22 protein-coding genes and 1 riboswitch are annotated in these 26,757 nt (G+C 49.3%); of the genes, 11 read left to right on the top strand and 11 right to left on the bottom strand.

What is annotated here, in order from left to right; genetic code table 11:
- The first annotated feature begins 55 nt into the window (after positions 1 to 55).
- The 4 genes from KNP98_RS07705 (at position 56) to KNP98_RS07690 (ending at position 5,974) form a co-directional block, all read left to right on the top strand.
- On the top strand, positions 56 to 1,252 hold the full coding sequence (locus KNP98_RS07705; protein ID WP_214805365.1) for a DUF4317 domain-containing protein: 1,197 nt from the start codon (positions 56 to 58) through the stop codon (positions 1,250 to 1,252).
- 255 nt (positions 1,253 to 1,507) lie between these two features.
- A complete protein-coding gene (locus tag KNP98_RS07700) occupies positions 1,508 to 2,611 on the top strand; it encodes an alpha/beta hydrolase (RefSeq protein ID WP_214802384.1) in 1,104 nt (367 codons plus the stop codon).
- Between the two features lie 4 nt (positions 2,612 to 2,615).
- Positions 2,616 to 5,390, top strand: coding sequence for a glycoside hydrolase family 3 protein (locus KNP98_RS07695; protein WP_214802379.1), 2,775 nt, complete (start codon positions 2,616 to 2,618; stop codon positions 5,388 to 5,390).
- Between the two features lie 59 nt (positions 5,391 to 5,449).
- On the top strand, positions 5,450 to 5,974 hold the full coding sequence (locus KNP98_RS07690; RefSeq protein WP_214811039.1) for an SF0329 family protein: 525 nt from the start codon (positions 5,450 to 5,452) through the stop codon (positions 5,972 to 5,974).
- A gap of 47 nt (positions 5,975 to 6,021) precedes the next feature.
- On the opposite strand, the gene KNP98_RS07685 is transcribed toward KNP98_RS07690, so the two are convergent.
- Together KNP98_RS07685 and KNP98_RS07680 are read right to left on the bottom strand one after the other, a co-directional pair.
- Positions 6,022 to 7,017 (bottom strand): tRNA dihydrouridine synthase, encoded by a 996-nt coding sequence (locus KNP98_RS07685; RefSeq protein ID WP_088838280.1) that lies wholly within the window; start codon positions 7,015 to 7,017, stop codon positions 6,022 to 6,024.
- A gap of 139 nt (positions 7,018 to 7,156) precedes the next feature.
- Positions 7,157 to 8,743 carry an FMN-binding glutamate synthase family protein gene (locus KNP98_RS07680; protein ID WP_214766259.1) on the bottom strand — a complete coding sequence of 529 codons (1,587 nt, stop codon included), beginning with the start codon at positions 8,741 to 8,743 and terminating at the stop codon, positions 7,157 to 7,159.
- A gap of 160 nt (positions 8,744 to 8,903) precedes the next feature.
- Here KNP98_RS07680 and KNP98_RS07675 point away from each other — a divergent pair, with 160 nt between their 5' ends.
- From KNP98_RS07675 to KNP98_RS07665, 3 genes are read left to right on the top strand one after another with little or no spacing between them, the layout of a single operon-like run.
- Positions 8,904 to 9,383 (top strand): LURP-one-related/scramblase family protein, encoded by a 480-nt coding sequence (locus tag KNP98_RS07675; RefSeq protein WP_214766261.1) that lies wholly within the window; start codon positions 8,904 to 8,906, stop codon positions 9,381 to 9,383.
- A gap of 21 nt (positions 9,384 to 9,404) precedes the next feature.
- Positions 9,405 to 9,914 (top strand): LURP-one-related/scramblase family protein, encoded by a 510-nt coding sequence (locus KNP98_RS07670; RefSeq protein WP_214766263.1) that lies wholly within the window; start codon positions 9,405 to 9,407, stop codon positions 9,912 to 9,914.
- Positions 9,915 to 10,445, top strand: coding sequence for an NUDIX hydrolase (locus KNP98_RS07665; protein WP_214766265.1), 531 nt, complete (start codon positions 9,915 to 9,917; stop codon positions 10,443 to 10,445). It abuts the gene before it with no gap.
- A gap of 50 nt (positions 10,446 to 10,495) precedes the next feature.
- Here the strand turns inward: KNP98_RS07665 and KNP98_RS07660 are convergent, their stop codons facing one another.
- Both KNP98_RS07660 and KNP98_RS07655 read right to left on the bottom strand, forming a co-directional pair.
- Positions 10,496 to 10,858, bottom strand: coding sequence for a hypothetical protein (locus KNP98_RS07660; RefSeq protein WP_214766268.1), 363 nt, complete (start codon positions 10,856 to 10,858; stop codon positions 10,496 to 10,498).
- Positions 10,859 to 11,070: 212 nt separating this feature from the next.
- Positions 11,071 to 11,613, bottom strand: a complete 543-nt coding sequence (locus KNP98_RS07655) for a histidine phosphatase family protein (protein ID WP_214766270.1) — start codon at positions 11,611 to 11,613, stop codon at positions 11,071 to 11,073.
- A 214-nt stretch (positions 11,614 to 11,827) separates the two neighbouring features.
- Positions 11,828 to 11,904, top strand: a riboswitch (glycine riboswitch).
- 165 nt (positions 11,905 to 12,069) lie between these two features.
- Between KNP98_RS07655 and KNP98_RS07650 the strand changes: the two genes are divergently transcribed.
- Positions 12,070 to 13,440 (top strand): amino acid permease, encoded by a 1,371-nt coding sequence (locus KNP98_RS07650; RefSeq protein WP_214766272.1) that lies wholly within the window; start codon positions 12,070 to 12,072, stop codon positions 13,438 to 13,440.
- Between the two features lie 208 nt (positions 13,441 to 13,648).
- The gene (locus KNP98_RS07645) at positions 13,649 to 15,142 is read left to right on the top strand and encodes a malate:quinone oxidoreductase (protein ID WP_214766276.1); all 1,494 of its coding nucleotides are present in this window, start codon (positions 13,649 to 13,651) and stop codon (positions 15,140 to 15,142) included.
- 62 nt (positions 15,143 to 15,204) lie between these two features.
- On the opposite strand, the gene KNP98_RS07640 is transcribed toward KNP98_RS07645, so the two are convergent.
- The 7 genes from KNP98_RS07640 to KNP98_RS07610 all read right to left on the bottom strand — a co-directional run bounded on the left by KNP98_RS07640 (position 15,205) and on the right by KNP98_RS07610 (position 23,980).
- Positions 15,205 to 15,747, bottom strand: coding sequence for an ECF transporter S component (locus KNP98_RS07640; RefSeq protein ID WP_029332126.1), 543 nt, complete (start codon positions 15,745 to 15,747; stop codon positions 15,205 to 15,207).
- 866 nt (positions 15,748 to 16,613) lie between these two features.
- The gene (gene ahpF, locus KNP98_RS07635; RefSeq protein WP_214805359.1) at positions 16,614 to 18,143 is read right to left on the bottom strand and encodes an alkyl hydroperoxide reductase subunit F; all 1,530 of its coding nucleotides are present in this window, start codon (positions 18,141 to 18,143) and stop codon (positions 16,614 to 16,616) included.
- 14 nt (positions 18,144 to 18,157) lie between these two features.
- Positions 18,158 to 18,721, bottom strand: coding sequence for an alkyl hydroperoxide reductase subunit C (ahpC, locus tag KNP98_RS07630; RefSeq protein WP_028105377.1), 564 nt, complete (start codon positions 18,719 to 18,721; stop codon positions 18,158 to 18,160).
- A gap of 219 nt (positions 18,722 to 18,940) precedes the next feature.
- Positions 18,941 to 20,341 carry a decarboxylating NADP(+)-dependent phosphogluconate dehydrogenase gene (gene gnd / locus KNP98_RS07625; protein ID WP_214766278.1) on the bottom strand — a complete coding sequence of 467 codons (1,401 nt, stop codon included), beginning with the start codon at positions 20,339 to 20,341 and terminating at the stop codon, positions 18,941 to 18,943.
- A 19-nt stretch (positions 20,342 to 20,360) separates the two neighbouring features.
- Positions 20,361 to 21,707 (bottom strand): GntP family permease, encoded by a 1,347-nt coding sequence (locus KNP98_RS07620; RefSeq protein WP_029332123.1) that lies wholly within the window; start codon positions 21,705 to 21,707, stop codon positions 20,361 to 20,363.
- Between the two features lie 22 nt (positions 21,708 to 21,729).
- Positions 21,730 to 23,271, bottom strand: a complete 1,542-nt coding sequence (gene gntK / locus KNP98_RS07615; RefSeq protein WP_214802357.1) for a gluconokinase — start codon at positions 23,269 to 23,271, stop codon at positions 21,730 to 21,732.
- Positions 23,264 to 23,980 (bottom strand): GntR family transcriptional regulator, encoded by a 717-nt coding sequence (locus KNP98_RS07610; protein ID WP_088838264.1) that lies wholly within the window; start codon positions 23,978 to 23,980, stop codon positions 23,264 to 23,266. Before KNP98_RS07610 ends, gntK begins: the two co-directional genes overlap by 8 nt.
- Before the next feature lie 194 nt (positions 23,981 to 24,174).
- Here KNP98_RS07610 and KNP98_RS07605 point away from each other — a divergent pair, with 194 nt between their 5' ends.
- Both KNP98_RS07605 and KNP98_RS07600 read left to right on the top strand, forming a co-directional pair.
- A complete protein-coding gene (locus KNP98_RS07605) occupies positions 24,175 to 25,095 on the top strand; it encodes a ketopantoate reductase family protein (protein WP_088838263.1) in 921 nt (306 codons plus the stop codon).
- Between the two features lie 223 nt (positions 25,096 to 25,318).
- Positions 25,319 to 26,725, top strand: coding sequence for a polysaccharide pyruvyl transferase family protein (locus KNP98_RS07600; RefSeq protein ID WP_088838262.1), 1,407 nt, complete (start codon positions 25,319 to 25,321; stop codon positions 26,723 to 26,725).
- Positions 26,726 to 26,757: the final 32 nt, after the last annotated feature.

The raw sequence follows: 26,757 nt of genomic DNA, 5'->3' as shown, positions 1-26,757 counted from the left end.
ACTCCTTTTTTAGGAGCCACGAGGAATTCAAACGCCAAGGAGCTGAAATCGCATCATGAACAAACAAGACATCAGTGATATCCGTCGCCATTTTAAGGTCGATTCGGAACTACTTAAAATCAACGAAATTTATAATGTATATATCCGCAAGGAAACGAGTGAAATTTTCTATGAAGAAAGCCGACCGTTCGCTTTTCTCGAACTCGAGCAACAGGAACTGTTCCTGGCGAACTTCAAGAAAGTTTTAACCGGTAAGCTCGACATCAAGCTGTTTGAAGTCAAATTCCAGCAACCGGAAGAAGGTGCGACCGGACATACGCAACAACTGTTGTACGAAGGGCTCTACACGGAAGAGACGGAAGACTGGACGGAACAGATGCAACAGATTGCGCTGAAGATGGTCCAGGACGTTCAGTACGACAATGATATCGTCGTCACGTTCATCCGGGGACAGTATTACAAGACGACGAAACGTCAGGCAGACGAGACGGAAGTCGATAAAAACGATGAAGTCTATACGACGCCATTCATCCTCAGCAGTCTTAATCAGACGGAACTGCCGAAACAGTCGCTCGTCTTTGACTATGTCGATCTCGAATTTAAGTCGAACCTGCTGATCAATCCGGTCATTAAACTCGCGTCACCGATCGGCGGCTTTTTATTCCCGTGCTTTACGGACAATGCGGCGGACGTTAACCGTGTCCTTTACACAGCAAGCAAGCCGAATAAACCGGACCTTGCCTTCATCGAAAATGTCCTGAACGGGGACCAAATCGTGACGGCGGAAGAAGATAAAGCGGTCTTTGAAGAAATCGTCAAGCTCGTCATCGGCGAAGAAGTCGATTCAAAGACGCTTGCCGGTGTCTATGAAGAAGTCAATCACCTGCTTGTCCTTGAAGACGAAAAGGAAGATGAGACGGAAGAGATACCGATGCTTGACGTCAAAGAAGTCGAACGGGTCCTAAAAGCGAGCGGCATCGAAGACGTCGACACGGAACAGGTCGAGCGGGCCTTCAAAACAGTCATCGATGATACGACGTACGAAATGAAGGCGAGCAACATCGTCCCGAACTATGAAGCGAAATCAATTAAAATCAATACGAAAGTCGCAAACATCACGGTCAGTCCGCAAGACTTGAAGTATATTAAGCAAGTCAATTACAACGGCAAACAATGTCTGTTGATCGAAGTCGAGGAAGATACAATCATTGACGGCTTTAAGCTTGTTTCCGAAGAAAATATTTTAAGTTAAGTCAAAAAGCCACTCATTTCACGTCATTCCGACAAGGGAAGCACGCGAAAGATGAGTGGCTTTTTTGGAATCATCCAGAATGATTGATTAATCGGATAAAGATGCGTATGATTGGTTTTGTAAGCGGTCTCTTTTTATTGATAAAGGGGATCCTAAAAATTTTTTGAGATTTACGAAAGCGGTTTCGATACTTATTTTGACAAATGAATAATCTCTGATAAGCAAGCAAATGATGGAGTTAAAGGAGGAAGATGCATGGGACAGGATTATCAGCAATTGGTCGATCGGTTAGCGGAAAAAACGACCGGGGAACTGCAAGATGGCGTTGAAGTCGTTATCAAATCGGTGCCGGACCGTCAAGAAAAAGGTGTGCTCGATCCACGGGTCATGGACGTGATGCAGCAGCAAGTGCCTTCACCGGAACCCATCCCGTTTTCACTCGAAGCGGCACGGGCCGGGATGGGCTGGGTCAATACCGACCTGACGACGACAGACATCACGACGGAAGACATCATGATTCCAAGTAGGGAACAACCGATTCCGGCACGAATCTATCGTCCCCGGTCGACGGAACCGTTACCGGCTGTTCTCTACTTTCACGGCGGCGGCTTTTTCGGCGGGACGCTTGAACCGGTCGAGCACCCGTGTAAGTTGCTGGCAGAAAGGGCGCACGTCGTCGTCATTTCCGTCGATTACCGGCTGGCACCGGAACATCCTTTCCCGAGCGGTCTGAACGATTGTTTCGCGGCCGTCAGATGGGTCTACGAACAGGCGCATGAGCTCGGCATCAACAGCGAGCAGCTAGCCGTCGCCGGCGACAGTGCCGGCGGCAACCTGGCGACCGTCTGTGCCCTGCTTGACCGCGAACAACAGACAGAGATGATCCAGTACCAAGTCCTGCTCTATCCGGTCATCAATCTTGCCGCCTTGCCGACGGACGACTTCGAGTGGCGTCTTGACGCGTACGAGATGAACGAAAATCGTGAGTTACTTGAAGGGATCGTCACAGCACTTGAAGACACGGATGGCTTGTTAAACCGCTTGTACCTGCAAGGGACGACGGACGTACAGGATCCGCACGTCTCACCACTCTTCAGTGACAAGCTGGCAGAATTACCGGAAACGTTAATCATCACGGCAGAGTACGATTACCTCCGTCTTGAAGGCGAAGCGTACGGACGGAAACTCGCGCGGGCCGGCGTCAAAACAAAACGGATTCAGTACAACGGCATGGATCATGCCTTCATTGAAAAACTCGGGCAATACCCGCAAGCGGAAGACTGCATCACGGAAATCGCGAACGGTCTTCAGAAACGGTTTGCTGAGATAAAATCTGATACAAACACCATAGGGGGATGAGCAGATGACGACATACACGCTAGATTGGGACGCTTATACAGCACTTGCACGAAAGACGGCCGCAGAAGGCGCGGTCCTGTTAAAAAATGATAATCAGACGTTACCACTTGCTACCGGGACAACGATTTCTGTTTTTGGACGCAATCAGTTCAATTATTATAAAAGTGGAACAGGATCAGGTGGAATGGTCAACGTCTCATACGTAGTCAGTCCGCTCGAAGCCCTGCAACGTCATCCGGATTTGACACTGAACCAGTCGTTACTCGACGTCTATGAAGCATGGCTCGAAGATCACCCGTTTGATAAAGGGGAAGGTTGGGCGGCAGAAACATGGTCACAGGAAGAAATGCCGGTTAGCGATGAGTTGGTCGCAGCCGCAGCGGAACAGTCAGATGTCGCCATCGTCATGATCGGCCGGACAGCCGGTGAAGACCGGGATAACACGGCGGACCCGGGCAGTTATCTGCTGACGGACGTCGAGTTGACGTTGATCGAAAAAGTCTCGCAGACCTTCCCGAAGACGGTTGTTTTACTGAACGTCGGGAACGTCATCGATATGCAGTGGGCAGTCGATTTCAATCCGAGTGCGATTCTGTACGGATGGCAAGGCGGGATGGAAGGCGGCAATGCTTTGGTCGATCTCTTGACGGGCGCTGTCACACCATCCGGGAAACTGCCGGATACGATTGCCCGTTCACTTGATGCGTATCCGTCGACACCGTACTTCGGTCACGAAGACCGGGCGATTTACAAAGAAGACATCTATGTCGGGTACCGTTACTTCGAGACGTTTGCGAAAGACGACGTTCTCTATCCGTTCGGATTCGGCTTATCCTATACGACGTTTGACGTCGCGACGGAGACGATCGATATGACGGAGCAACAGGTGACGTTAACCGTCACCGTCACGAATAGAGGAGAGCACAGCGGAAAAGAAGTCGTCCAAGTCTATCTTGAGAAACCACAAGGGAAGCTCGGCAATCCGGCCCGTGGACTTGTGACGTTCGCGAAGACCCAACTCCTTGAAGCGGGTCAAAGTGAAACGCTGACGTTAACGGTTCCACTGACAGAATACGCGAGCTACGATGACTCCGGTCTGACCGGTCATAAATCGTCTTACGTCATCGAAGCGGGAGCATATCATCTGTACGTCGGAACAGATGTCCGGACGGCGGCGCACGTGGCCACGCAAACGATCGGGCAGTTACAGGTGATCGAGACGTTAAGCGAAAACATGGCACCGGTCACGGCATTCGACCGCTTGAAGCCGCAACAGACGGAGACCGGTTACGACGTGTCGTACGAAGCAACATCGCTGCGGACGATTGATCCGGAAGCCCGTCGCTTAGCGGAACGTCCCGTAGAGCGGATCTACTCGGACGATCAAGGACTGACATTGCAGGACGTTTACGAAGGCAACACATCACTCGACGTGTTCCTCGATCAGTTGACGGATGAGGATCTCGCCGCGATCGTCCGCGGTGAAGGGATGAATTCACCGCGTGTCACACCGGGAACAGCGGCGGCGTTTGGCGGCGTGACCGACCGGCTGACGGCGTTCGGGATCCCGGCAGCCTGCTGTGCCGACGGTCCGTCCGGCATCCGGATGGATATCGGAACAAAAGCCTTTTCGCTTCCGAACGGGACGCTTGTCGCCTCGACCTTTAACGTCGAGCTCGTGGCTGACTTATTTGAGATGACAGGTCTTGAACTTCGGAAAAACGGCGTCGATACCTTGCTCGGACCGGGCATGAACATTCACCGTCATCCGCTCAACGGCCGAAATTTCGAGTACTTCTCGGAAGATCCGCACCTGACGGGGATGATGGCGGTCGCTGAACTGGACGGGATGCACCGGGTCGGCGTGACGGGAACACTTAAACATTTAAGCGCCAACAACCAGGAATTCCATCGCCATGATCTCGATTCGATTGTCTCGGAACGGGCCTTACGGGAGATTTATCTCAAAGGATTTGAGCATGCTGTCAAACGCGGACAGGCCTATGCGATTATGACGACGTATGGTGCCGTCAATGGCCTTTGGACAGCTGGACTCTATGATCAGAACACCCGGATTCTGCGTGACGAGTGGGGCTTTGAAGGTGTCGTCATGACCGACTGGTGGGCGAAGATCAATGCTGAAGGAACGGACGCGAACCGTCAACAAACGGCAGCGATGGTCCGTTCGCAAAACGATTTATACATGGTCGTCGGTGAATCGGGTGCCAATCCGTTTGAGGATGATACATTAACATCAATCACTGACGGCACATTGACACGGGCGGAGCTACTCCGGAGTGCATCAAACATTTGCCGCTTCATTCTCCGCTCACCGGTCATGGAACGGGCGCTTGGTCAAGAAGCGACAGTTGAAGTGATAGGATTACCAGAAGAAACAATGGATACAAACGAACAAGCCATGACGCATCAACCACTCATCAGTGGTGTGCCACTGGTCTTCGATGAACTTGTTACGTCAACTGGGAACAGTCATGTTTTTGCTGTGACTGCAGAAGAGACAGGTATGTATCATGTTTCGCTAGAAGTACGTTCGTTTGCCGGTGAGCTGGCGCAGATGCCGGTGACGCTGTTTGCGAACAATATGCCGGTCGCGACCTTTACATTCAACGGGACGAACGGCGAATGGGTGACGCAAACGAAAGACGTTTTCGTCTTTAATCCGCATAATTACTTCAAGCTCTACTTTACGCTCGGGGGTCTTGATGTGAAGCAAATTACTTTCACGTTGACGGAGTCGTTCGATATGAAGAACGGGTAAACTAAACACCAGGCAGTCAGTTGCTGCCTGGTGTTTGATGTGTGTAAAAGGAGGACCCGGTGCAATTCTCAAAAATAAAAAAACAGATGTTGTCGTTTGTCGCACCATCGCTTCAGACACGTATAAATCTCTATGCAACAGTCGATCGTCATTTTCATGACGGCGAAGCTCGAGTCTGGATGACACTGGATGGAAAACCCTTTTTTAAGGCCGAAGATTTACGTTTTACATTAGAGTCAGATCTTCGTTATGCGTTGGTGAAGAACCGCTTGCCGGAAAAGCCGGAACAGATTACGTTGGAAATCTTTCAATCAGACTGGTATAAGGCATCAAGTGAATTAGACCAGCAAATCGAACGGGAGTTGGAACAAGAGGGATGGCATGCCAATTATGCCGTCCAACAGAATTTTCTGTTGTACCCGACACTATCAATTGAAGAAGCGTTGACGCATCCCCATGCCTTTATCCGCGGCTTTGCCTTGCTCGACCGGCGTGTCGGAAAGCGGCGGCTTGAACGGGTGACCTGCGACACACCATTTGAATTCACCTGTTTAAAGATTCGACTGGAAGCGGTAGCGAACTGACGACAAAAAGAGCAAGGCGCGTGGCCTTGCTCTTTCACATGATTACATTAAATCGAAAACGAATTGACGGCGTGAATGCCTTCTTGTTCGACGAATTCGTCGAGCAGCGCCCGGACGTCATCCGTTGAATTCGTCTCCATCAAACGGGCGCGCAGTTCGCTCGCCCCGCGGAAACCGCGGACATAAATCTTGAAGAACCGGCGGAGCGGTTTGAACAGACGGGGTTCGAATTCAGATGAGTACTGATCATGCAGGTCGAGTTGCAGACGTAACAAGCCTAGTAACTCTTCGCTCGAGTGCTCTTTCTTTTCGACTTCGAACGCAAACGGGTTATGGAAAATCCCGCGGCCGATCATGACACCGTCGACACCGTACTGCTCGACGAGTTCCAGACCGTGCTGCCGGTCGTTGATGTCCCCGTTGATCGTCAGGAGCGTTTGCGGCGCGATTTCATCCCGGAGTTTCTTGATTTCCGGAATCAGTTCGAAGTGCGCCGGGACGGCACTCATTTCTTTACGCGTCCGCAGGTGAATCGACAGATTGGCAATATCCTGCTCGAGAATGTGGCGTAACCAGTCATGCCACTCCTCGATTTTCGAATAGCCGAGACGCGTCTTGACGCTGACCGGCAGACCGCCGGCTTTCGCTGCTTGAATCAATTCAGCCGCAACGTCGGGACGATTGATCAGTCCTGATCCTTTTCCGTTGACGGCGACGTTCTGGACCGGGCAGCCCATGTTGATGTCGATGCCCTTAAAGCCCATTTCTGCCATCCCGATACTCATCTCGCGGAAATATTCCGGTTTGTCGCCCCAAATGTGGGCGACCATCGGCTGTTCGTCTTCCGTGAACTCGAGGCGTCCGCGGACACTCTGTTTGCCTTTCGGATGACAGTAACTCTCGGTGTTCGTAAATTCAGTGAAGAAGACATCCGGCCGCGCTGCTTTCGCGACGACGTGACGGAAGACGACGTCGGTGACATCTTCCATTGGTGCAAGTACAAAAAATGGTCGTGGCAGGTCCTGCCAAAAGTTGTTTTTCATCGTATATAAAACCCTTTCCTTAAGGTAATTCGTTTTGCTCAATTAAAATTTCATCAACTATATACTTTAAGCGTATTGCAGAAAAAGTGCAAGCAGCTGACTCCACAGATCGTAGGAGTCAGCTGCTTGCACACGTCAATCATTTCAATGGATTGTAGTTCAGCGCCGTTGCTTTCGTGACATGACCATTTTGATCCTTGTAGATGATGTGTTCTGCCGTCAGCTGCGTCGGGCTTTCAAGTCCGGCCGCTGCCGTCAAATTATAGAGCCCTTCCCGAAGCGAGATGATGTAGTTCGTCACCCGGAAGCTCTTCTCGTCGACGATGAGGGCCTTTTGCAGTTTCGGGTCCGTCGTCGCAACACCGACCGGACAATGGTTTGTGTGACAGACTTGCGCCTGGATGCAACCGACGTTAAACATCAGGCCGCGGGCGATGTTGACGAAATCAGCACCGAGCGCTAAGGCGACGGCAATCTTATCAGCACTGATCAACTTACCGGACGCAAACAGTTTGATCCGGTCGCGAATCCCGTATGCGACGAGGAGCTGATGGACATAAGGGAGGGCCGATTTGATCGGAAGACCTGCCGCGTCGGCGAGCTCCTGGAACGACGCCCCGGTCCCGCCTTCGCCGCCGTCAATCGTAATGAAATCGGGATGTTTGCCGGAGTCCGCCATATAGGCGACGAGGTCCTTGATATCATCGACTTTCCCGACGACGATTTTGAGGCCGACCGGCTTCCCACCGATGTCGCGTAACTTCTCGACGAATGCCAGCATCTCGGCGTTCGTCTTGAACTCATTAAAGCGGTTCGGACTATCGATGCCGACACCGGCTTTGACTTTCCGGACCTTGGCGATCTCCGGTGTGACTTTTTCGCCTTCGAGGTGCCCGCCACGCGTTTTTGCACCTTGGGCAAGTTTTAATTCAAATGCTTTGACTTGAGGAATTCGACTTTTCTGTTCAAATTCTTCGAATGAAAAGTCACCGTCTTCCGTCCGGACTCCAAACAGTCCGGGACCGATTTGGCAGATGATATCGACGTCGCCTTTTAAATGGTGGTCGGACAGACCACCTTCGCCCGTGTTCATCCAGGCGCCTTGGGCACGTCCGAGGCCAATCGACAGCGCAGTGATCGCCCGGTCTCCAAGTGCTCCGAAGCTCATCGCTGATTGCCCAATCAGTCCGCGGACTTGAAACGGCTGGCGGCACGTCGCTTCACCGATGATGGGGGCGTCGTTGTCCTGTAATAAAAAGGGCGCGACTTGTTTTTCGACGAGATGTTCTTTCCGGGTGAATAAATTATCTTGATCGAGTTCATATAAGTAGGTCGGGACTTTGTTATCGTTCGCGACCCGGAGTTCATCGCGGTTCGTCGGAAAGAGGGCATTCTGGATATAAAAACCGGCTTCATCGAAGTCACGTTCTGATCCAAAACCGAGAATCCGTGAATTGTATTTACCGGCGATGACGGCTGATTTGTAATCGTTTCGGGAAAATGGTTTTCCTTCATTGTTGTTCAAGAACAGGTATTGCCGAAGTTCCGGACCCATCTTTTCTAAGATATAACGCATTTTACCGAGGACGGGAAAATTTCGGAGGACGGCATGTTCTTTTTGACGTGAATCGGTCACCCATAAGTAGAGAACGACAATAAGCGGGACGATGAAGACGAGCGCAACGAGCAGAAGTAAGGTAATCAAGATGACGGTATGGATGGGCATGAGTGGACCTCCTAAGCGAACTGTAGTCTTAATCCGATACCACTCACGAGACGCTAACAAACCTAACTAACTATGTGAAATATTCGTATTGTGTTGAAACTAAATACTAGTGTGGTGCGTAGAATAATAAAACTTCTGAATTTCGAAAGGATGAAGAGCCATGCACACACTTTACATGAAACAGAAAGTATTTAGTTTACGGGGGCGTTTTTCGATTCAAGATCAGCAGGAACAGGATGTCTATCTCATCGAAGGGAGCTTCATGCAAATTCCGAAGACCTTTTCGATTTCGAGCGTCGACGGGGAAGAAGTCGCCACCATCACGAAGAAAGTATTCAGCCTGTTGCCGAAGTTTTTTGTTGAGGTCGATGGCGAAACACTGACGATCGAAAAATCATTTACATTCTTTAAAGACCGTTACACGATTGACGCGGCAGATTTAGAAATCGACGGCGATTGGTGGGACATGGATTTTCAAATCAAACGTCATGGTGAAGTCGTCGGAAGCGTCGAGAAAAAATGGTTCACGTTTGGTGACAGTTACGAGATTCAAGTCTTTGATCCTGATGTCGAGAAGGTGTTGATTGCGCTGGTCGTCGCAATTGACTGTGTCAAAGAGGACGAAGAGGCAAGTTCATAAACCGAACTCAGGGAGGAACCGATGAAAGCACTTTTGATGAACCAGACGATGGATTTGAACCGTCGTTTTACAATTGAAGATGAAGCCGGACACGTCACGCATGAAGTGACCGGGCAGTTGTTGCAAATGCAGAAAAACTGGCAGCTTGTGCAAGAAGCAGCCGACGTCGGCCGCGTGACGAAACAGACGTTCAGCATGCTGCCGCATATCCTTGTGGAAGTGGACGGGCGTGTCGTTGCGACCATTCAAAAAACCGGGTTTTTGATGTTTGCGGATTACCGGATTGACAGCCGGGACCTGCAGATCGACATCAACTGGGCGACGATGACGTTTAGTGTCACGTATCAAGGAAACAAAATCGGGCAAGGCAAAAGACGGTGGGTTCGCCTCATCAAACAGTATAAATTGACACTGTTCGACGAGACGGCGGAGACACTGTTTTTAAGTGTCGTGCTCGGACTCGACCGGGCGAAAGCAGACAAAACGGTCTCGACGCTGTTTGCGGACAATTGGGCAGGGGGAAAGAAGTAAATGGAACAATGGGATATCTATACAGCGGACCGCGAGAAAACAGGACGGACATGGACACGGGGAAAGAAGTTACAAGACGGCGATTATCATCTAGTCGTGCACGTCTGTCTGTTTAACTCAAGCGGCGAAATGTTGATTCAGCAACGGCAACCTTTCAAAGAAGGCTGGTCCAATTTATGGGACTTGACCGTCGGGGGAAGTGCGGTCGCGGGAGACACGAGCCAGCAGGCGGCGGCACGGGAGCTGTTTGAAGAGATTGGCCTGCGCTATGATTTTGAGGGCATGCGCCCGCATTTGACGTCACATTTTGACGAGGGATTTGATGACATCTACTTAATCGAAAGGGATGTTGATTTAACATCACTCGTCCTGCAACAGGAAGAAGTGCAAGCTGTCGCCTGGGCGACGGAGGAGGAAATCATCGCCCGGATTCAAGCAGGGACGTTCATTCCGTACCATGAAGGTTTAATTTCGACATTGTTCGCGTTACGTAAACAACGCGGCAACATCACATCATACGCGTTATTGTAACTAAAAACCCATCGTATTTTTGTCAGGAAACACGATGGGTTTTTGCGATGTTACGCCGTTTTTTTCGAAGCGGGTTGCGTCTGCTTCGGTTTTGTTTCAGGTAGGAAGAAGCTGAACAGCAGATAAGTCGAACAGCTGACGAAAAAGACGACCATCGAGACGGTATAGCCCATATGACCGAGGGCATAGCTCCAAATGATGGTGAAAATCGTCTGCGTCGCATAAGCGATTTCCCAAAACAGACCGAAGAGGACGGTGATTTTTTGTGGTGTCATCCCTTTCATCTCATGTGCCAAGTTCATGAAAATCGGATACTGGATGTACATCGCAAAACCGGAAATGAAGGCAAAGATGTACGAAACGAGTGGCGAGATGTTGCCGAACGCAACCGTGACGATGAAACTGCCAATCATGATGAGTCCGCTGGTCAGGAGAATCGGTTTTCGCGGTGTTCCGCGACTGCCGATTTTCAGACCAACAAAGTTCCGATGATTCCGGCACCGGAGACAAGCAGATTGACGAGTGAGCCGTTCAGTTCGGTATACGTATCGAAAACGGCTTACTCGATTTCGAGAAAACCGTTTTTGAACTCGAACGTTACGGTCGGTACAACCAATCAGTGGAATCAGAAGAGATCTAACTGGTCGAAAACGAGAGCATCGTCAACTTCTGTCACGAGAAATACATCGGGATTGCGAAGTTGTTGTCCTTGTTCAAAACCAAAAGAGGCATCGAGTGAGTGGAGGTATAGCGCAAGTAGATTGCCATGCGTGACAAGAAGAGTTGTCTCAGCAGAATGTGACCAAACGTCATTCAGGACGTCTTGGATTCGCCGCGTCGCTTCTGCACTCGTTTCTCCGCCCGGACACGCATAATCAAAATCAGTAAACGTTCTTTGGAGATGCTCCTGCCAATCGGTCAGTGGTTGACGACTTAGGACACGTTCGCGCAAATCATCTTGGATTTCGATGGAACAATTTGTCTGAAAAGCAACAGCTTCGATTGATTCAATTGCTCGGCGAAAAGGGCTTGATAAGATACGGTCGACGGGACGGGATTCAAAAAAAGAAACCAATTCTTTAGCTTGTCTATGGCCGTTCTCCGTCAACGGAGCGTCCGGTTCTTGTCCTGATGCTTCGCAGTGGCGGATCAAGTAAATTTTTTTCATGTTAATCCTCCTAATTGACTGTAGTGATTTACTTTTTCTAGAAAATCAACATCGATTCCTGTTTCAGTCTATGAAAGAAGAAATGAAAGAATAAACTAAAACGGTTGACAAACAATCATAAGATTACTAGTATTAAAAACAATTCAGGTGATTATGTCACCTCAGCAACCGAATAAAAGAGAAAGCTATGATTGTCATGGGTCACACTATGGCAGGAGCAGCTTCTGGAGAGACCGCATGATGCGGCGCCGAAGGGTTCACAATCTCAGGCAAAAGGACAGAAGAGTAGTACTAAATCTTGATTCTTTGAATTGGCGTCGCCAGTCAAGGGATGATTATTTGCTATTCTGATGATTTTTTTGAGATTGGACACCCGTCCAGTCTCTTTTTTTTGTTGGACTGACAGAACAGTCCGACCGGGGGAACTAGAGAAAGCATTCAAGGAGGAGTTCAGGTTTGGAACAACAAGAAGGATTGAAAAGGGATTTATCGAATCGGCACGTCCAGTTGATTGCGATTGGGGGAACGATTGGGACAGGATTGTTTTTAGGATCTGGGAAAGCGATTCAACTCGCGGGACCATCGATCGTCTTTGCGTATTTACTCGTCGGGATTGCGATTTTCTTCGTCATGCGGGCACTGGGAGAATTGTTATTGTCGAAAACCGGATACGGATCATTAACGGACATCGCAGAAGATTATCTCGGTCCACGTGCCGCGTTCGTGACCGGCTGGACGTATTGGTTCTGCTGGATCATGACGGCGATGGCGGACGTCATTGCCGTCGGCGTGTACGTGAAATACTGGTTCGATATTCCGCAGTGGATTCCGGCTGTGATCTCGCTCCTGATTTTACTCGGCTTTAATTTACTGACGGTCAAACTGTTTGGGGAACTTGAATTTTGGTTCGCTTTGATTAAGGTCATTACGATTTTAGGTTTGATTGGTGTCGGGATCGTCTTACTGATCATCGGTTTCCAAACCGATTCAGGTCCTGTAACCGTCAGTAATTTGTGGCAACACGGCGGGATGTTCCCGAACGGTGTGACCGGCTTCCTGTTGTCGTTCCAGATGGTCGTCTTCGCCTATGTCGGAGTTGAATTAATCGGGGTCTCAGCAGCGGAAACGGCCGATCCGAAAAAGAATATTCCGTCCGCGATCAATAAGATTCCGTTACGGATTCTCTTCTTTTACGTCGGGGCGTTACTGGTTCTCCTGATGATCAATCCGTGGACGGGACTAAATGCGACGGAAAGTCCGTTCGTTAAAACGTTCAGCTTGATTGGAATCCCGCTTGCTGCCGGCGTCATCAACTTCGTTGTCTTGACGTCTGCTGCCTCAGCCTGTAACAGCGGAATGTTCTCGACAAGTCGGATTCTCTATAATCTCGGAAATCAAAAACAGGCACCGGCTAATTTTTCGAAGCTCAACAAAAACCATGTTCCGGCGAACGCTTTGTTTGTCTCGACACTCGTCGTATCGGGCGGAGCGTTACTCAGTAAATTGATCCCGGGACAAGCCTTCAGCATCGTCACGACAATCAGTGCGATCTGTTTTATCTGGGTCTGGGGTGTGATTCTCGTCTGTCACTTGAAATATAAGAAAACACAACCGGAACTGCATGCGGTGTCAACGTTCAAGGCACCGTGGACACCGTTCGTCAACTACCTCGTCCTCGGATTGTTCGGACTGATCCTCGTCGTCATGCTCGTCGCGGATGAAACCCGTCCGGCCTTACTCCTGACACCGGTCTGGTTCATCGGATTGTTTGTCCTGTATCAGTTGCGGACGAAAAAGCATCAAAAAGCAGAACGGCATAGTGCGTAAAAATGAGGCGCTTTTCTTCTATATAGGAAGAGAGGCGCCTTTCTTTTTCGTTGCAGCGATTCGGATGATTTTTTTAGGGACAAACACCCAATATTTTAATATATGAACGACCTGTGATAGGGTTATAATGGAAAGGTAAGTTGTCGTCATGAGAGCGCTCTATTTTTCATGGCAGGTCCATAATATCAACGGGGATAGGAAGGATATCATGAGCAGTATGCCTAAACAAACAGACGTAATATTGATTGGTGCAGGAGTCATGAGTGCGACGCTAGGGGTCTTATTAAAAGAGCTCGCGCCTGACATGACAATTAAAGTGTTCGAGAAGTTACCGAACGCAGGGGAAGAAAGTTCGAATGAGTGGAACAATGCGGGCACGGGTCATGCCGCGTTATGTGAGCTCAACTATACGACAGAGAATGCAGACGGAACGATCGATATCAGTAAGGCCGTGAAAGTAAATGAACAATTCCAACTGTCACGCCAGTTTTGGTCGCATCTCGTCAAAGAAAACGTCTTACCGAATCCAGAAGAATTCATTATGCCGATTCCGCATATGAGTATGGTCGAAGGAGCGGAAAACGTCGAGTTTCTGAAAAAACGATTGGAAGCGCTATCAGCGAATCCACTCTTTAAAGGGATGGAATTTTCTGATGATCCGGAGCAGCTGAAGCAATGGATTCCGCTCATCATGGAAGGGCGGACGTCACCGGAACCGATCGCTGCAACAAAAATTGATTCGGGGACAGACGTCAACTTCGGTGCGCTGACACGGATTTTATTCACGCACCTCGCAGGACAGGGCGTTGAAATCAATTATGGGCACGGCGTCGAAGACTTGAAACGAGTCGACGGCGGCTGGGAAGTCAAAGTCAAAAACGAACAGGACAACCGGATTGAACATCATACGGCGAAGTTCCTCTTTATCGGCGGCGGTGGCGGCAGTCTGCCATTGCTCCAAAAAACAGGGATTCCCGAATCAAAACAAATCGGCGGATTCCCGGTCAGCGGTCTGTTCCTCGTCTGTAAAAATCCGGACATCGCGGAACGGCACCATGCAAAAGTGTACGGGAAAGCGAAAGTCGGAGCACCTCCGATGTCGGTCCCGCATTTGGATACACGATACATCGACGGGCAGAAATCACTGTTATTCGGACCGTTTGCCGGGTTCTCACCGAAATTCCTTAAGACCGGTTCGAATCTCGATTTGCTCGCGTCCGTCAAACCGAACAATGTCTTGACGATGCTTGCTGCCGGAGCAAAAGAAATGGGCTTAACGAAATATTTGATTGAACAAGTGCTGCTTTCGACAGAACAACGGATGAACGAGCTACGTGAATTCATTCCGAACGCAAAAACTGAAGACTGGGATGTCGTCGTCGCGGGACAACGCGTTCAGGTCATCAAAGATACACCACAAGGAAAAGGGACGCTCCAGTTCGGAACGGAAGTCGTCAGTGCGGCGGATGGGTCCGTTGCGGCCTTACTCGGTGCGTCACCGGGAGCTTCGACCGCTGTACCGGTCATGCTCGAAGTGCTCGAAAAATGTTTCCCGGATCAAATCGACGGTTGGACAGCTAAAATCAAGGAGATGATTCCGTCATACGGAACATCGCTTGTTGCGCACCCGGATCTGTTTGACGAAATCCATGCGGAAACAACCGAAACACTTAAACTAACAGCCGCACAACCGATTCATTAAAAACGACAAAATGAAAAAGCCCTGTTTCCTAATCGTTAGGAGACAGGGCTTTTTCATATGGATTATCCGCGCTGGCGGAAAAATGCTGTTTTCTTTAAAGCTGCGCTGACCGGAATCGCAACGAGGATTCCGACGACGTTTTGAACGAGGTTACCTGGGATTGAAGCAACAGGAGCGATCCAGTTACTATAAAGAATCCCTTCACAGATATAGTAAACGCCAAGCATAAATGGAACAGAAGCAATCATTGCGAGTACGTTGACGCTGACATTCGTTGCTTTACGACCATATGTCCAGGCAATATAACCGACAACGAAACCTTGCAGACCACGTCCGACGAACGAGAACGGAGCCCAAAGTGTCCAGCCTGATACGATATCGAAGAGTCCCATTCCGACTGCTCCGGCGATCATGGCAGTTCGCGGTCCGAACAAGAGGGCGATAATGAACAACATGGCCGTCCCCATATGGACAAGTCCGCCGTTCGCTGCGATTGGCAATTTAATATTAATAAAGAATGTTGCGACAAAAACAAGTGCAATCGACATCGACGTGATGACGAGTTGCCGGGTACGAGTGCTTGAATACGGTGTTGCGTTTTGCATGAGTCAGACCTTCTTTATGATAGATTTTGAATAGCTTAAATCTATCAAAATACTGGACTAGCTAAAAGTGTCAATATCGAACAATTTATAGGGGTCAGTTGAACCGTTGCTTTTTATACTGAAGAGGGAAGACGGCGTATGTATTCGTTCAAATTCGCTTCTGCTTGTTTTTCGCGTTGGAGCAATACCATTCAGGATACGCGTTAAAAGATCTGTGTTTCACATAGTGCTTCAGCCAAATGGTCTCGGAAAAGATTTATTTTCCATTGATTCCTACGGGAACAGTGCGTTATTAACGCACTCAGCGTGTAGACAAACGCTTATGAAGCGTGAACATGCGATAACGAGAGGCAATCTGTTCGCGCTCCCCTGTCTCGCCTCGTCTTCAAAGCGGCAATCGGTCACGCCGCTACAGCAAAGCTGCAGGGTCGCGATCGATTGCTTTTCGCTTTAAAAGCGATTCGAGACGGATTGCGCTCTAAGCCGTCTGCATGCCTGGATTTCCCTCACGGTATTACCTAAAAAGTGTCACGTTTCGTTGACTCCTGCGGGGAAAAGTGCGTTTTTAACGCACTTTCAGAGGCAGGCAAGACCCTGCTCATTGTCCGCTAGGACCAAGGAGCAACGGCTTGCGCCTCGCCCGAGGAAAGCAATGAAAAAAAGACGCTTGATCTCCCGATATCACTTTGTCTACAGTCTGAAGTGCGTTATTAACGCGACTTGCCAGAGGCAGGCGAGACCCTACTCATTGTCCGCTAGGCAAGGAGCAATGCCCGAGGAAAGCAATGGAAATAAGAATCGTACATCGATGAAAACATAGTATTTAAATTAAAAAAACGCCTTGCCGAAGCAAGACGTTTAAACGATTAATTGCGAATCATATGATCGAAGGCACCAAGTGCAGCTGTCGCGCCTGAGCCCATCGAGATGATGATTTGTTTATACACACTGTCGGTACAGTCACCTGCTGCGAACACACCAGGGACATTCGTCGCACCATGACGGTCGACGAGGATTTCACCGAATTTGTTGCGTTCCACCGTATCACCGAGCCAGTCCGTGTTCGGCACGAGACCGATTTGGACGAAGACGCCTTCCAGCTCAACGTGTTGTTCAACGCCTGTTTCACGCTCGACATAGGTGATGCCGTTTACTTTATCCGTCCCCGTGATTTCCTTCGTCTGGGCGTTTGCGACGACCGTGACGTTCGGAAGACTTGCGAGACGTTGTTGTAAAACTGCATCTGCCTTCAGTTCAGGTGCGAACTCAAGGACCGTGACGTGTTTGACGAGACCTGCGAGGTCGATTGCCGCTTCAACACCGGAATTACCGCCGCCGATGACCGCAACGCGTTTTCCTTCGAAGAGTGGACCATCACAATGTGGGCAGTACGCGACACCTTTGTTCTTGAACTCAAGTTCGCCTGGGACACCGACGTTACGCCAGCGTGCACCTGTCGACAAAATCAACGTTTTCGTTTTGAGGACCGCACCATTCTCAAGTTCCAGCTCAACGAGGTCTTTTTTCTCGAGACGTGTTGCCCGTTGCAGGTTCATGACATCGATGCCATACTCCTTGACGTGTTCTTCAAGACTCGCGACGAGTTTCGGACCTTCCGTGTACTTCATGCTGATGAAGTTTTCGATGCTCATCGTATCCATGACTTGTCCGCCGAAACGTTCTGCGACAATCCCGGTCCGGATGCCTTTACGTGCTGCGTAAATCGCGGCACTTGAACCGGCAGGACCGCCACCGACGACGAGGACGTCGTACGGATCTTTGTCAGCGAAATCGGCTGCATCTGTACCCGTACCGAGCTTCGCAAGAATCTCTTCGAGTGACATCCGTCCGTTCCCGAATGCTTCGCCGTTGACGAAGACCGTCGGGACAGCCATGATTTCTTTTTGCTCGACTTCTTCTTTGAACGCTCCACCGTCAATCATCGTGTGACTGATGTTCGGGTTGAGGACGCTCATGACGTTCAAGGCTTGGACGACATCCGGGCAGTTGTGACAGCTGAGGCTGATGTACGACTCGAAGTGATACGTCTCTTTGATGCCTTTAATTTGTTCGATGACAGGCGCATCGATCTTCGGCGCACGACCACTGACTTGGAGCAAAGCCAAGACGAGTGACGTGAACTCGTGACCGAGCGGAATCCCGGCGAACGTAATTCCACTTATTTCACCAGCGCGGTTGACGCTGAAGCTCGGTGTCCGGGCGAGCGTCGCCTGTTCGATGCTGATGCGTGGTGACATACTCGCGATTTCTTCGACGAGTTCGCTCATCTCGAGTGAGACGGAGTCCGTCCCGGCGCTGACGGCGAGGACGATGTCTCCTTCTAACAAATCGAGGTATTGAGCGAGTTGTGCTTTAATATCTGCTGCTAAAGCCATCTCAAATCCGCTCCTTAAATTTTCCCTACGAGGTCAAGGCTAGGTGTGAGTGTTGCAGAACCCTCTTCCCATTTCGCCGGGCAAACTTCACCTGGGTTGTTGCGCACGTATTGTGCTGCTTTGATTTTGTTGACGAGTGTACTTGCATCACGGCCGATTCCACCAGCGTTGATTTCAACAGTCTGGATGACGCCGTCCGGATCGATGATGAACGTCCCGCGATCAGCAAGTCCATCTTGTTCGTTTAAGACTTCGAAGTTACGTGAGATGACGTGTGACGGGTCACCAATCATGACGTACTCGATTTTACCGATTGTTTCTGAAGTTTCGTGCCAAGCTTTATGTGTAAAGTGCGTATCTGTTGAAACGGAGTACACTTCAACGTCAAGCGCTTTGAGTGCTGCGTATTGGTTTTGAAGATCTTCGAGCTCAGTCGGGCAAACGAATGTAAAGTCTGCTGGGTAGAAACAAACGACACTCCATTTTCCACGAAGGTTAGCGTCTGTAAGATCGACGAACTCTCCGTTGTGGAATGCTGATGCACTAAATGGTTTTACTTCACTTCCGATTAAAGACATGATAAAAATCCTCCTGTTGGGTTCTATTTAAGAATCTGTTCTAGTCGTTAAGAATAACTGTACTTATCACACTAGAATAATTCTAATCTAATACTAATTTCATATAAAGCGTCTCTTTTGTCAAGGTTTAACCTGTAAATTCTTATTTCAAGAAATGAATTGTGAACAAAAAAAGAGCTCTATCTCCCTGAATGAAACAGGGAGATGGAGCTGTATAAGTCATTGCCATTCAGTATGGAACATTCCTTCGCGATCGGTCCGGGCATACGTATGAGCTCCGAAATAATCACGTTGTGCTTGCAGGATGTTGGCATTTGAATTCGCTGTCCGGTAACTGTCGTAATACGTCAGTGACGTGCTGAGACACGGTGACGCAAGACCTGTGAGCGCACCTTCTGCGACGACTTGGCGGAGCGACGTTTGATACGCCTGTACCTTGTCTGCGAAGTACGGTGCGAGCATTAAGTTGTCGAGTGATGCGTCCGTTGCAAAAGCCTCGCTGATGACATTGAGGAACTCAGCGCGGATGATACAACCGCCACGGAAAATCAAGGCAATCTCTTCAAGACGTAAGTTCCAGTCATACAGTTCGGATGAAGTCCGGTACTGGGTGAAGCCTTGTGCGTAAGCCGCGATTTTACCCATGTAGAGTGCTTGGCGGATGCGTTCGATCCAAACGTCTTTGTCGAGCGCTGCACGGGCTTCCGGTCCACCGAGGACAGAGGCGGCAGCGACACGTTCTTCTTTGACGGCAGAGAGATAACGGGCGAAGAGTGCCTCCGTAATGATAGAGGAAGCGATCCCATTATCAATGGACTGCAAGCTCGTCCATTTGCCCGTTCCTTTTTGACCGGCTTGATCGAGAATGACGTCGATCAAGGGAAGACCCGTCTCGTCATCTTTTTTCCGTAAAATCTCAGCCGTGATTTCAATCAGATAACTTTTTAACTCGCCGTCGTTCCATGAGGAGAAGATGTCCGCAATTTCTTCGACATCGAGTCCGAGACGGACACGGAGGAAGCTGTAAGCTTCTGCAATCAACTGCATGTCAGCGTACTCGATTCCGTTATGGACCATCTTGACGAAGTGTCCGGCCCCTTTAGGTCCGATGTAGACACAACATGGGTCGCCGTTCACTTGTGCTGCAATTTTTGTCAAAATCGGCGCAACTTGATCGTACGCTTCTTTTGTTCCGCCCGGCATGATGGCAGGACCGGTCCGGGCTCCGACTTCACCACCCGAGACACCGACACCGATGTACTCGATGCCCTGCTCGTTTAGTTGATCAAAGCGACGTTCCGTATCGAGGAAGTGGGAGTTCCCACCGTCCATGATGATATCGCCCGTCTCAAGGTGCGGGATAAGCGAACCGATGACGGAATCGATGGCACTTCCCGCCGTGACCATGACGAAAATCTTGCGTGGACGCTCGAGTGAGCGGACGAAGGCTTCGACGTCATAGTACGGATGAAGCGGTAACCCTTCGCGGTTCGCGACGAGTTGTTCCGTTAAGTCTGGCGTGTAGTTATAGATAGCGACGTTTTCATCATGGCTCGCCATGTTCATGGCGATGTTGCGTCCCATGACACCAAGGCCGATGACTCCGATTGAATTTAGCATAGTGTAACGACTCCTTTTTTTAGACGACGAGACTGAGGAGGAGGACGAATCCAAGTCCGAAGACGGAAATGATTGTCTCAAGCAGCGTCCACGTCGCGAAAGTTTCTTTCATAGTTAAACCAAAGTATTCTTTGAACATCCAGAACCCGGCATCGTTGACGTGCGAAGCGATTAAGCTACCAGCACCAGTCGCAAGCACGACGAGGGCGAGGTTGACGTCTGATTGACCGAGGAGCGGGATGACGAGTCCAGCTGTCGTCAGTGAAGCGACCGTCGCCGAACCGAGTGAAATCCGTAAGATCGCGGCAATCAACCACGCGAGTAAAATCGGTGAAAGTGTTGTGTCAGCAAAGAGTTCAGCGACATATTTACCGACGCCTCCATCGATTAAGACTTGTTTGAAGGCACCGCCACCACCGATGATGAGTAACATCATTCCGATTTGTGTGATCGCTGTCGTACATGAATCCATGACGGTCTTGATTGGGATATTACGTGCAAGTCCCATCGTATAGACTGCGACGAGTAACGAAATCAACATTGCTGTGGAAGCATTCCCGATGAACTGGATGGCAGAAAGAACCGCATTGCCGTCCCAGCCGAGCGTTTTTTGTAGCAATGTCAAAATCGTGGCGATCGACATTAAGAGTACAGGTAGCATTGCTGTGAACACACTGATTCCGAATCCAGGTGTTTCACTTAAATCAAATTCTTTTTGTTCGCCGAGTGAGGCGATGTTACCTGTTTTTTTGAATGATTCCGGCACAAGACGTTTTGCGACTTTCGTAAAGAGCGGTCCGGCGATGATGACCGTCGGAACAGCGACTAAGAAACCGTAAAGTAAGACTTGCCCTAAATCTGCCCCGTATTCACCCGCGATGACAGTTGGACCGGGGTGAGGTGGTAAAAAGCCGTGTGTAACAGAAAGTGCTGCGACCATCGGAATCCCGAGATAGAGAATCGAGACGCGAAGCTGACGTGAAATCGCAAAGACGATTGGAATTAATAGAACAAGTCCGACTTCGAAGAATAACGCGATCCCGATGATGAATGAAGCGACGACGACTGCCCATTGAATGTTCTTTTCCCCGAATTTCGCGACGAGTGTCATCGCGATCCGCTGTGCACCACCGGCGTCAGCAATTAATTTCCCGAGCATTGCACCGAGTCCGAAGATCAGCGCAAGGTGACCGAGTGTTCCGCCGAGACCGGCTTCAATCGTCGTGACGATTTGGTCGAGCGGCATTCCAAGTAGTATAGCGACGACGAACGAGACGATGATTAATGAAACAAACGTGTTTAATTTCAACCCCATGATTAAAACGAGTAATGTGATGATCCCAATGGCAACGATGACTAACGGCATGTGACTTCCCCCAAAAGATAAATTAGTTTTCTTGCTGAATCAAGCTACGTTGATACTCTGCGATCCGCCGATGGTCGGCTGAAAGCGTCCGTGCCAAGCTGATGAAGATCGGTAGCAATTGACGGTATTCGTGCATCGCTTCTTCATTCGGTACATGACGATGTGTTTCCCCAATCATCTCAGCAGCTACTTCGAATGAATCGACTTCCCCAGTCGCATACAATCCGAGAATACAAGCCCCGAGACATGAACTTTCAAAACTTTCTGGAATGACGACTTCCGACTCAAAGATGTCGGCCATCATCTGACGCCACACTTCAGATCGCGCGAACCCCCCGGTTGCTTGAATCCGTGTGACAGGACCATCCATACATTCAATCAATGCCAGGAAGACAGTGTACAGGTTGTAGATGACACCTTCTAACGCGGCACGAATCATATGTTCTTTTTTATGTGACAACGTCAATCCGAAGAATGAGCCACTGACGTCCGGATTCCAAAGAGGTGCCCGTTCGCCCGATAGATACGGATGGAACAACAGTCCGTCTGAACCCGGACGGACCCGTTCAGCGATTTTCGTCAACACCGCATACGGATCAATCCCGAGTCGTTTCGCTGTTTCGACTTCAGCCGATGCGAGCTCATCACGAATCCAGCGTAAGACCATCCCGCCATTGTTGACCGGACCACCGATGACCCAGTGCTTTTCAGTCAGTGCGTAACAGAATGTCCGTCCCTTTTCGTCCGTCTGCGGCCGGTCAATGATAGTCCGGATCGCACCGCTCGTCCCGATCGTGATGGCAATCTCGCCCTTACGGATGGCGTTGACACCGAGGTTTGACAGGACCCCGTCACTGGCACCGATCATGAAAGGTGTTGCCGGATCAAGTCCGATTTGTTTTGCATATTCAGGATTAATGTCCGAATACTGTGTCGTCGTCGAGACAGGTTCCGACAATTTTGAAGCATCGATGCCGGCGATCTCTAAGGCTTTCGAGTCCCACTTCATGTCGTGGATATTGAACAATCCTGTCGCCGATGCGAGCGAATGATCAATCACGTAACGTCCGAACAGACGCTGGAAGACGAATTCCTTGATTCCGATGTATTTTTTCGTCCGCTCGGCAATCTCCGGCCGGTCTTCGACGAGCCAAAAGATTTTCGCGAGAGGGGACATCGGGTGAATCGGTGTACCGGTCCGGTGGTAGACATCATTTCCGTACTCTTCCTTAATCCGGTTCGACCAGGCTTCGCTCCGACTGTCCGCCCAGGTGATGCAGGCAGTCAAAGGCTGGTCGTCCTCATCGATGGCAATCAAGCTGTGCATTGCACTACTGAAAGCGACGAATTTCGGTTTTTGGTCCGGATACTGCCTCGTCAGCAGCCGGATTGTTTCGAGGACGGCGTGGAAAATTTCTTCCGGATCCTGTTCAGCAGTCGAACGGTTTGGTGTATGGAGCGGATAACCGACGTTCGTCTGGCCGACGACTTCTCCTTTTGTCGTAAAGAGGACGGCTTTCGTGCTCGTCGTCCCGATATCGATTCCTAGCATGTATTCAGTCATGTGGTTCGACTCCTTTCGTCATCATCTGTTGCGATTGCCATAAATCTTCGACTTCTTGGACATCGTCGAAGTTCTGGTGTAGAGACGTGACCATCCGTTCACGGTCTCCTGTTTCGATGGCTTCGATATAAAGTGCGTGATTGGCGATGATCCGGTCGAAATCCTCCATCTGTCCTTCGAAGCGAGTCCGCATCGATAAGAGGATGAAGCTTTCCATGACCGGTTTTAAGTTTTGCCAAATCATGCTGACATAACTGTGATCAATCGACCGGATGATCGTCTCGTGGAACAAAACATCTTGATACGAAAATTCGTCGGCATCATTAAACTTGATCGCGACTTTCATCATCTCAAGGATCTTGCTCAGTTCACGGACGAGTTCTTGACGGTCCATCCGGACGATCCGTTCGAAGACGAACGTTTCGATTAACAGGCGGACGTCATAAATCTCGCGGATGTCTTTTTCCGACAAACCAACGACGACGGCACCCATCCGCTCAAGCCGGATGATCCGTTCAGCAGCGAGAACTTTTAGAGCGTCGCGAACGGGCGAGCGACTGACGGAAAAATCCGTCGCTAATTTATTTTCAGAAAGGACGGTCCCTTGCTCAATCTTTCCGGAAATGATACGCATCCGGAGTTCGTGGGCGACACGATCTCCAGTTGATGCTTTTGATAACCATTTAATCGGGTATAAAAAATCAGACATAAAAATCACCTGCTTTGTTTTATGAGTATACTTGTATACAAGTAGTATAAACGACTGAATATAAAATGCAAGCGCTTTAATGAAAACGCTTTATTTCGTTTGGTTTACATTCGCATTACCTTCAGTATGATAGGATGTAGAAAACAATTTTCTGAGAAAAACATGTTGATCTTTAAGACAAAGGAGGATATATGATGAAGATTTTAGTCGTGGGTGCAGGAGCTGTCGGAGGGTACTTCGGGGGACGCCTAGCAGAAAAAGGGGAAGACGTGACGTTTCTTGTCCGTGAGCGTCGGGCAAAGGAGTTAGAGCGAACAGGTCTTGAGATTGACAGTCCGCACGGAGACGTGTCGTTGACGCCGCGTTTAATCCAAGTTGGAACAAAAGAGACGTTTGACCTAGTCATCGTGTCGACGAAAGCGTACCACCTGGAGCATGTCATCGGGGATCTCGAAGGGTTCGTCGGACCTGATACATATGTGTTACCTGTCTTGAACGGGATGCGGCATATCGAACAACTCGTCGCTAAATTTGGCGAGACGCGTGTCCTCGGAGGCTTATGCTTCATTGAATCGACGCTTGACACGAATGGACGCGTCATTCAGACGAGTCCTGCCCATCAACTCGTGTTTGGTCCAAGAACAGGGGACTGGACGGATCGCTTGTTTGAGGTGAAGGAAGCACTTGCAGGGACGAAAGCATCGATTAAAGCATCAGACCACATCATGCAAGATATGTGGCAAAAGTATCTCTTCATTACGACTTTTTCCGGAGTGACTTCGCTATTTCGGGCACCGATCGGTCCGATTCGCGACGACGCAGCCGGGGATCGTGTCATCCGGAATGTCTTACAAGAAGCAAAACAAGCCATGGAAAGTCAAGGGGCAACGTTCGTGCAACATATCGAACAGGAGCAGGAAAAACGGATTCACCAAATGGCACCGGATATGAAGTCGTCGTTGCAACGGGACATGGAAAAACAAGGCATGGTCGAAGCAGACCATCTGTTTGGCAGTTTAATAGAAGGAGCGGAGCCAGCGGTGTACCCGACGTTACGGATGATTCATACGAATTTAAAGATATATGAACGATTGCGGAGTGGAGTTTCCGAATAAGGAATTAGTACGCTGTTTACTATACTGGTAAAATTAAGCGGAGAGAGTAGACTGGAGAGCACAAACGTTCTAGCTGAACTTTAGCTGAATCTCGCGGACATAGCATTGACTTCCTTACTAGAATTCATCTATTCTTAGTAAGATTGAAAAAACCATCAATATATTGTGTAGTACCATTTGGATATAAAACTGAACAACAGATGTGAGAGGGGATTTAATTTACATGAAACGTATTATCATTCGCGCCGGTATGACACCGTTTGAGCAGTTCGACGCTGAGTACATGATGAAAGAAAACTCAATCGGAGGGAACGTCGGGAACTTGATCTATCAGTACAGTATCTTCCGTACATTGATGACAGAAGGAACGACGATCACACCTGACTATTACTACTACGATGAAGAGCGTGCAGACGAGATCAACGAAAACTTCGATCTTTACGTCATTCCACTTGCGGATGCATTCCGTCAAGAGTTCGCACCATCACTTCGTAAGTACACACGTTTGATTAAGAAATTGAAAATTCCGGTCGTCGTCATCGGTGTTGGTCTACGCGCACCATTCGAGCCGGACTTAAAAGGCGGATTCCCGTTCGACGAGGATGTTAAAGCATTCGTCAGCGCAGTCCTCGAACGTTCAAGCATCATCGGACTTCGTGGTGAAATCACATCGAAATACCTGACACGCCTCGGTTTCCGTGAAGGCATCGATCACAAAGTCATCGGTTGCCCATCGATGTATGCGTTTGGTCGTGATCTTCACATCCGTGAGACAAACATCACGAAAGATTCGATGATCAGTGTTAACTCGTCACGTCTTTCGCCGAAAAACGTCCTTGATTTCATCACACGTGGAATGGAAGAGTATCCAAATCACTACTTCATCCCGCAATGGATGAAAGAATTGAAATTGACGTACACAGGAACGCATCCGATCGCGGACCTTTCTGTCACGAACTACCCGGTTAAAATGTCTGACCCGACATATATGAACGACCGTGTTCGTTTCTTCTTGAACGCTCAAACTTGGTTCGACTTCCTCAAAGAAGCTGACTTGAGCTTTGGTGCGCGTCTCCACGGAAACATCACAGCGACGCTCGCTGGAACACCAAGTATTTTGATTCCGAAAGATGCACGGATGCGTGAATTGACGGATTACCACCAATTGACGCACATCTGGGCGAACGATATCACGGCAGACACACGTCTTTCAGACATCGTCGAAACAGCTGACTTCCAAAGCCCGGCTCGGATTCAAGCGAAAAACTTCGACAACTTCGTCGATTTCTTGAACACAAACGAATTGGAGCACATCTACCAAGACACGAACTACCCAGAGAACGTGCCGTTTGACCGTGAAATGGCGAAAACAGAACTTCTCCCAGCGGTTAAACCGATCACAGGAATCAGCATGGAAGAAGCAATCGCTCGTTTTGAATCATTCTTCCCGGAAGAAGAGAAAAAAATCGCTGCGATCCAAAAACGCGATAAAGATAAAGATAAAAAGATTAAAACATTACAAGGTAAACTCAACAAGCAGACGAAGATGGTTAAACATCAAGAAGGTACATTGAACCGTAAAGCGGTTCGGATGGCACTTAAGACAGCCGATCTCTTCGCGAAGAAATAAAAATAAGACGTCTCATGCCAATGCGGTGTGAG

This window comes from Exiguobacterium sp. s127, assembly GCF_018618695.1.
Taxonomy (GTDB): Bacteria; Bacillota; Bacilli; order Exiguobacteriales; family Exiguobacteriaceae; genus Exiguobacterium_A; species Exiguobacterium_A oxidotolerans.
The sequence above is the reverse complement of the archived record's forward strand: the minus strand, read 5'-3'. Positions and strand labels throughout refer to the sequence as shown.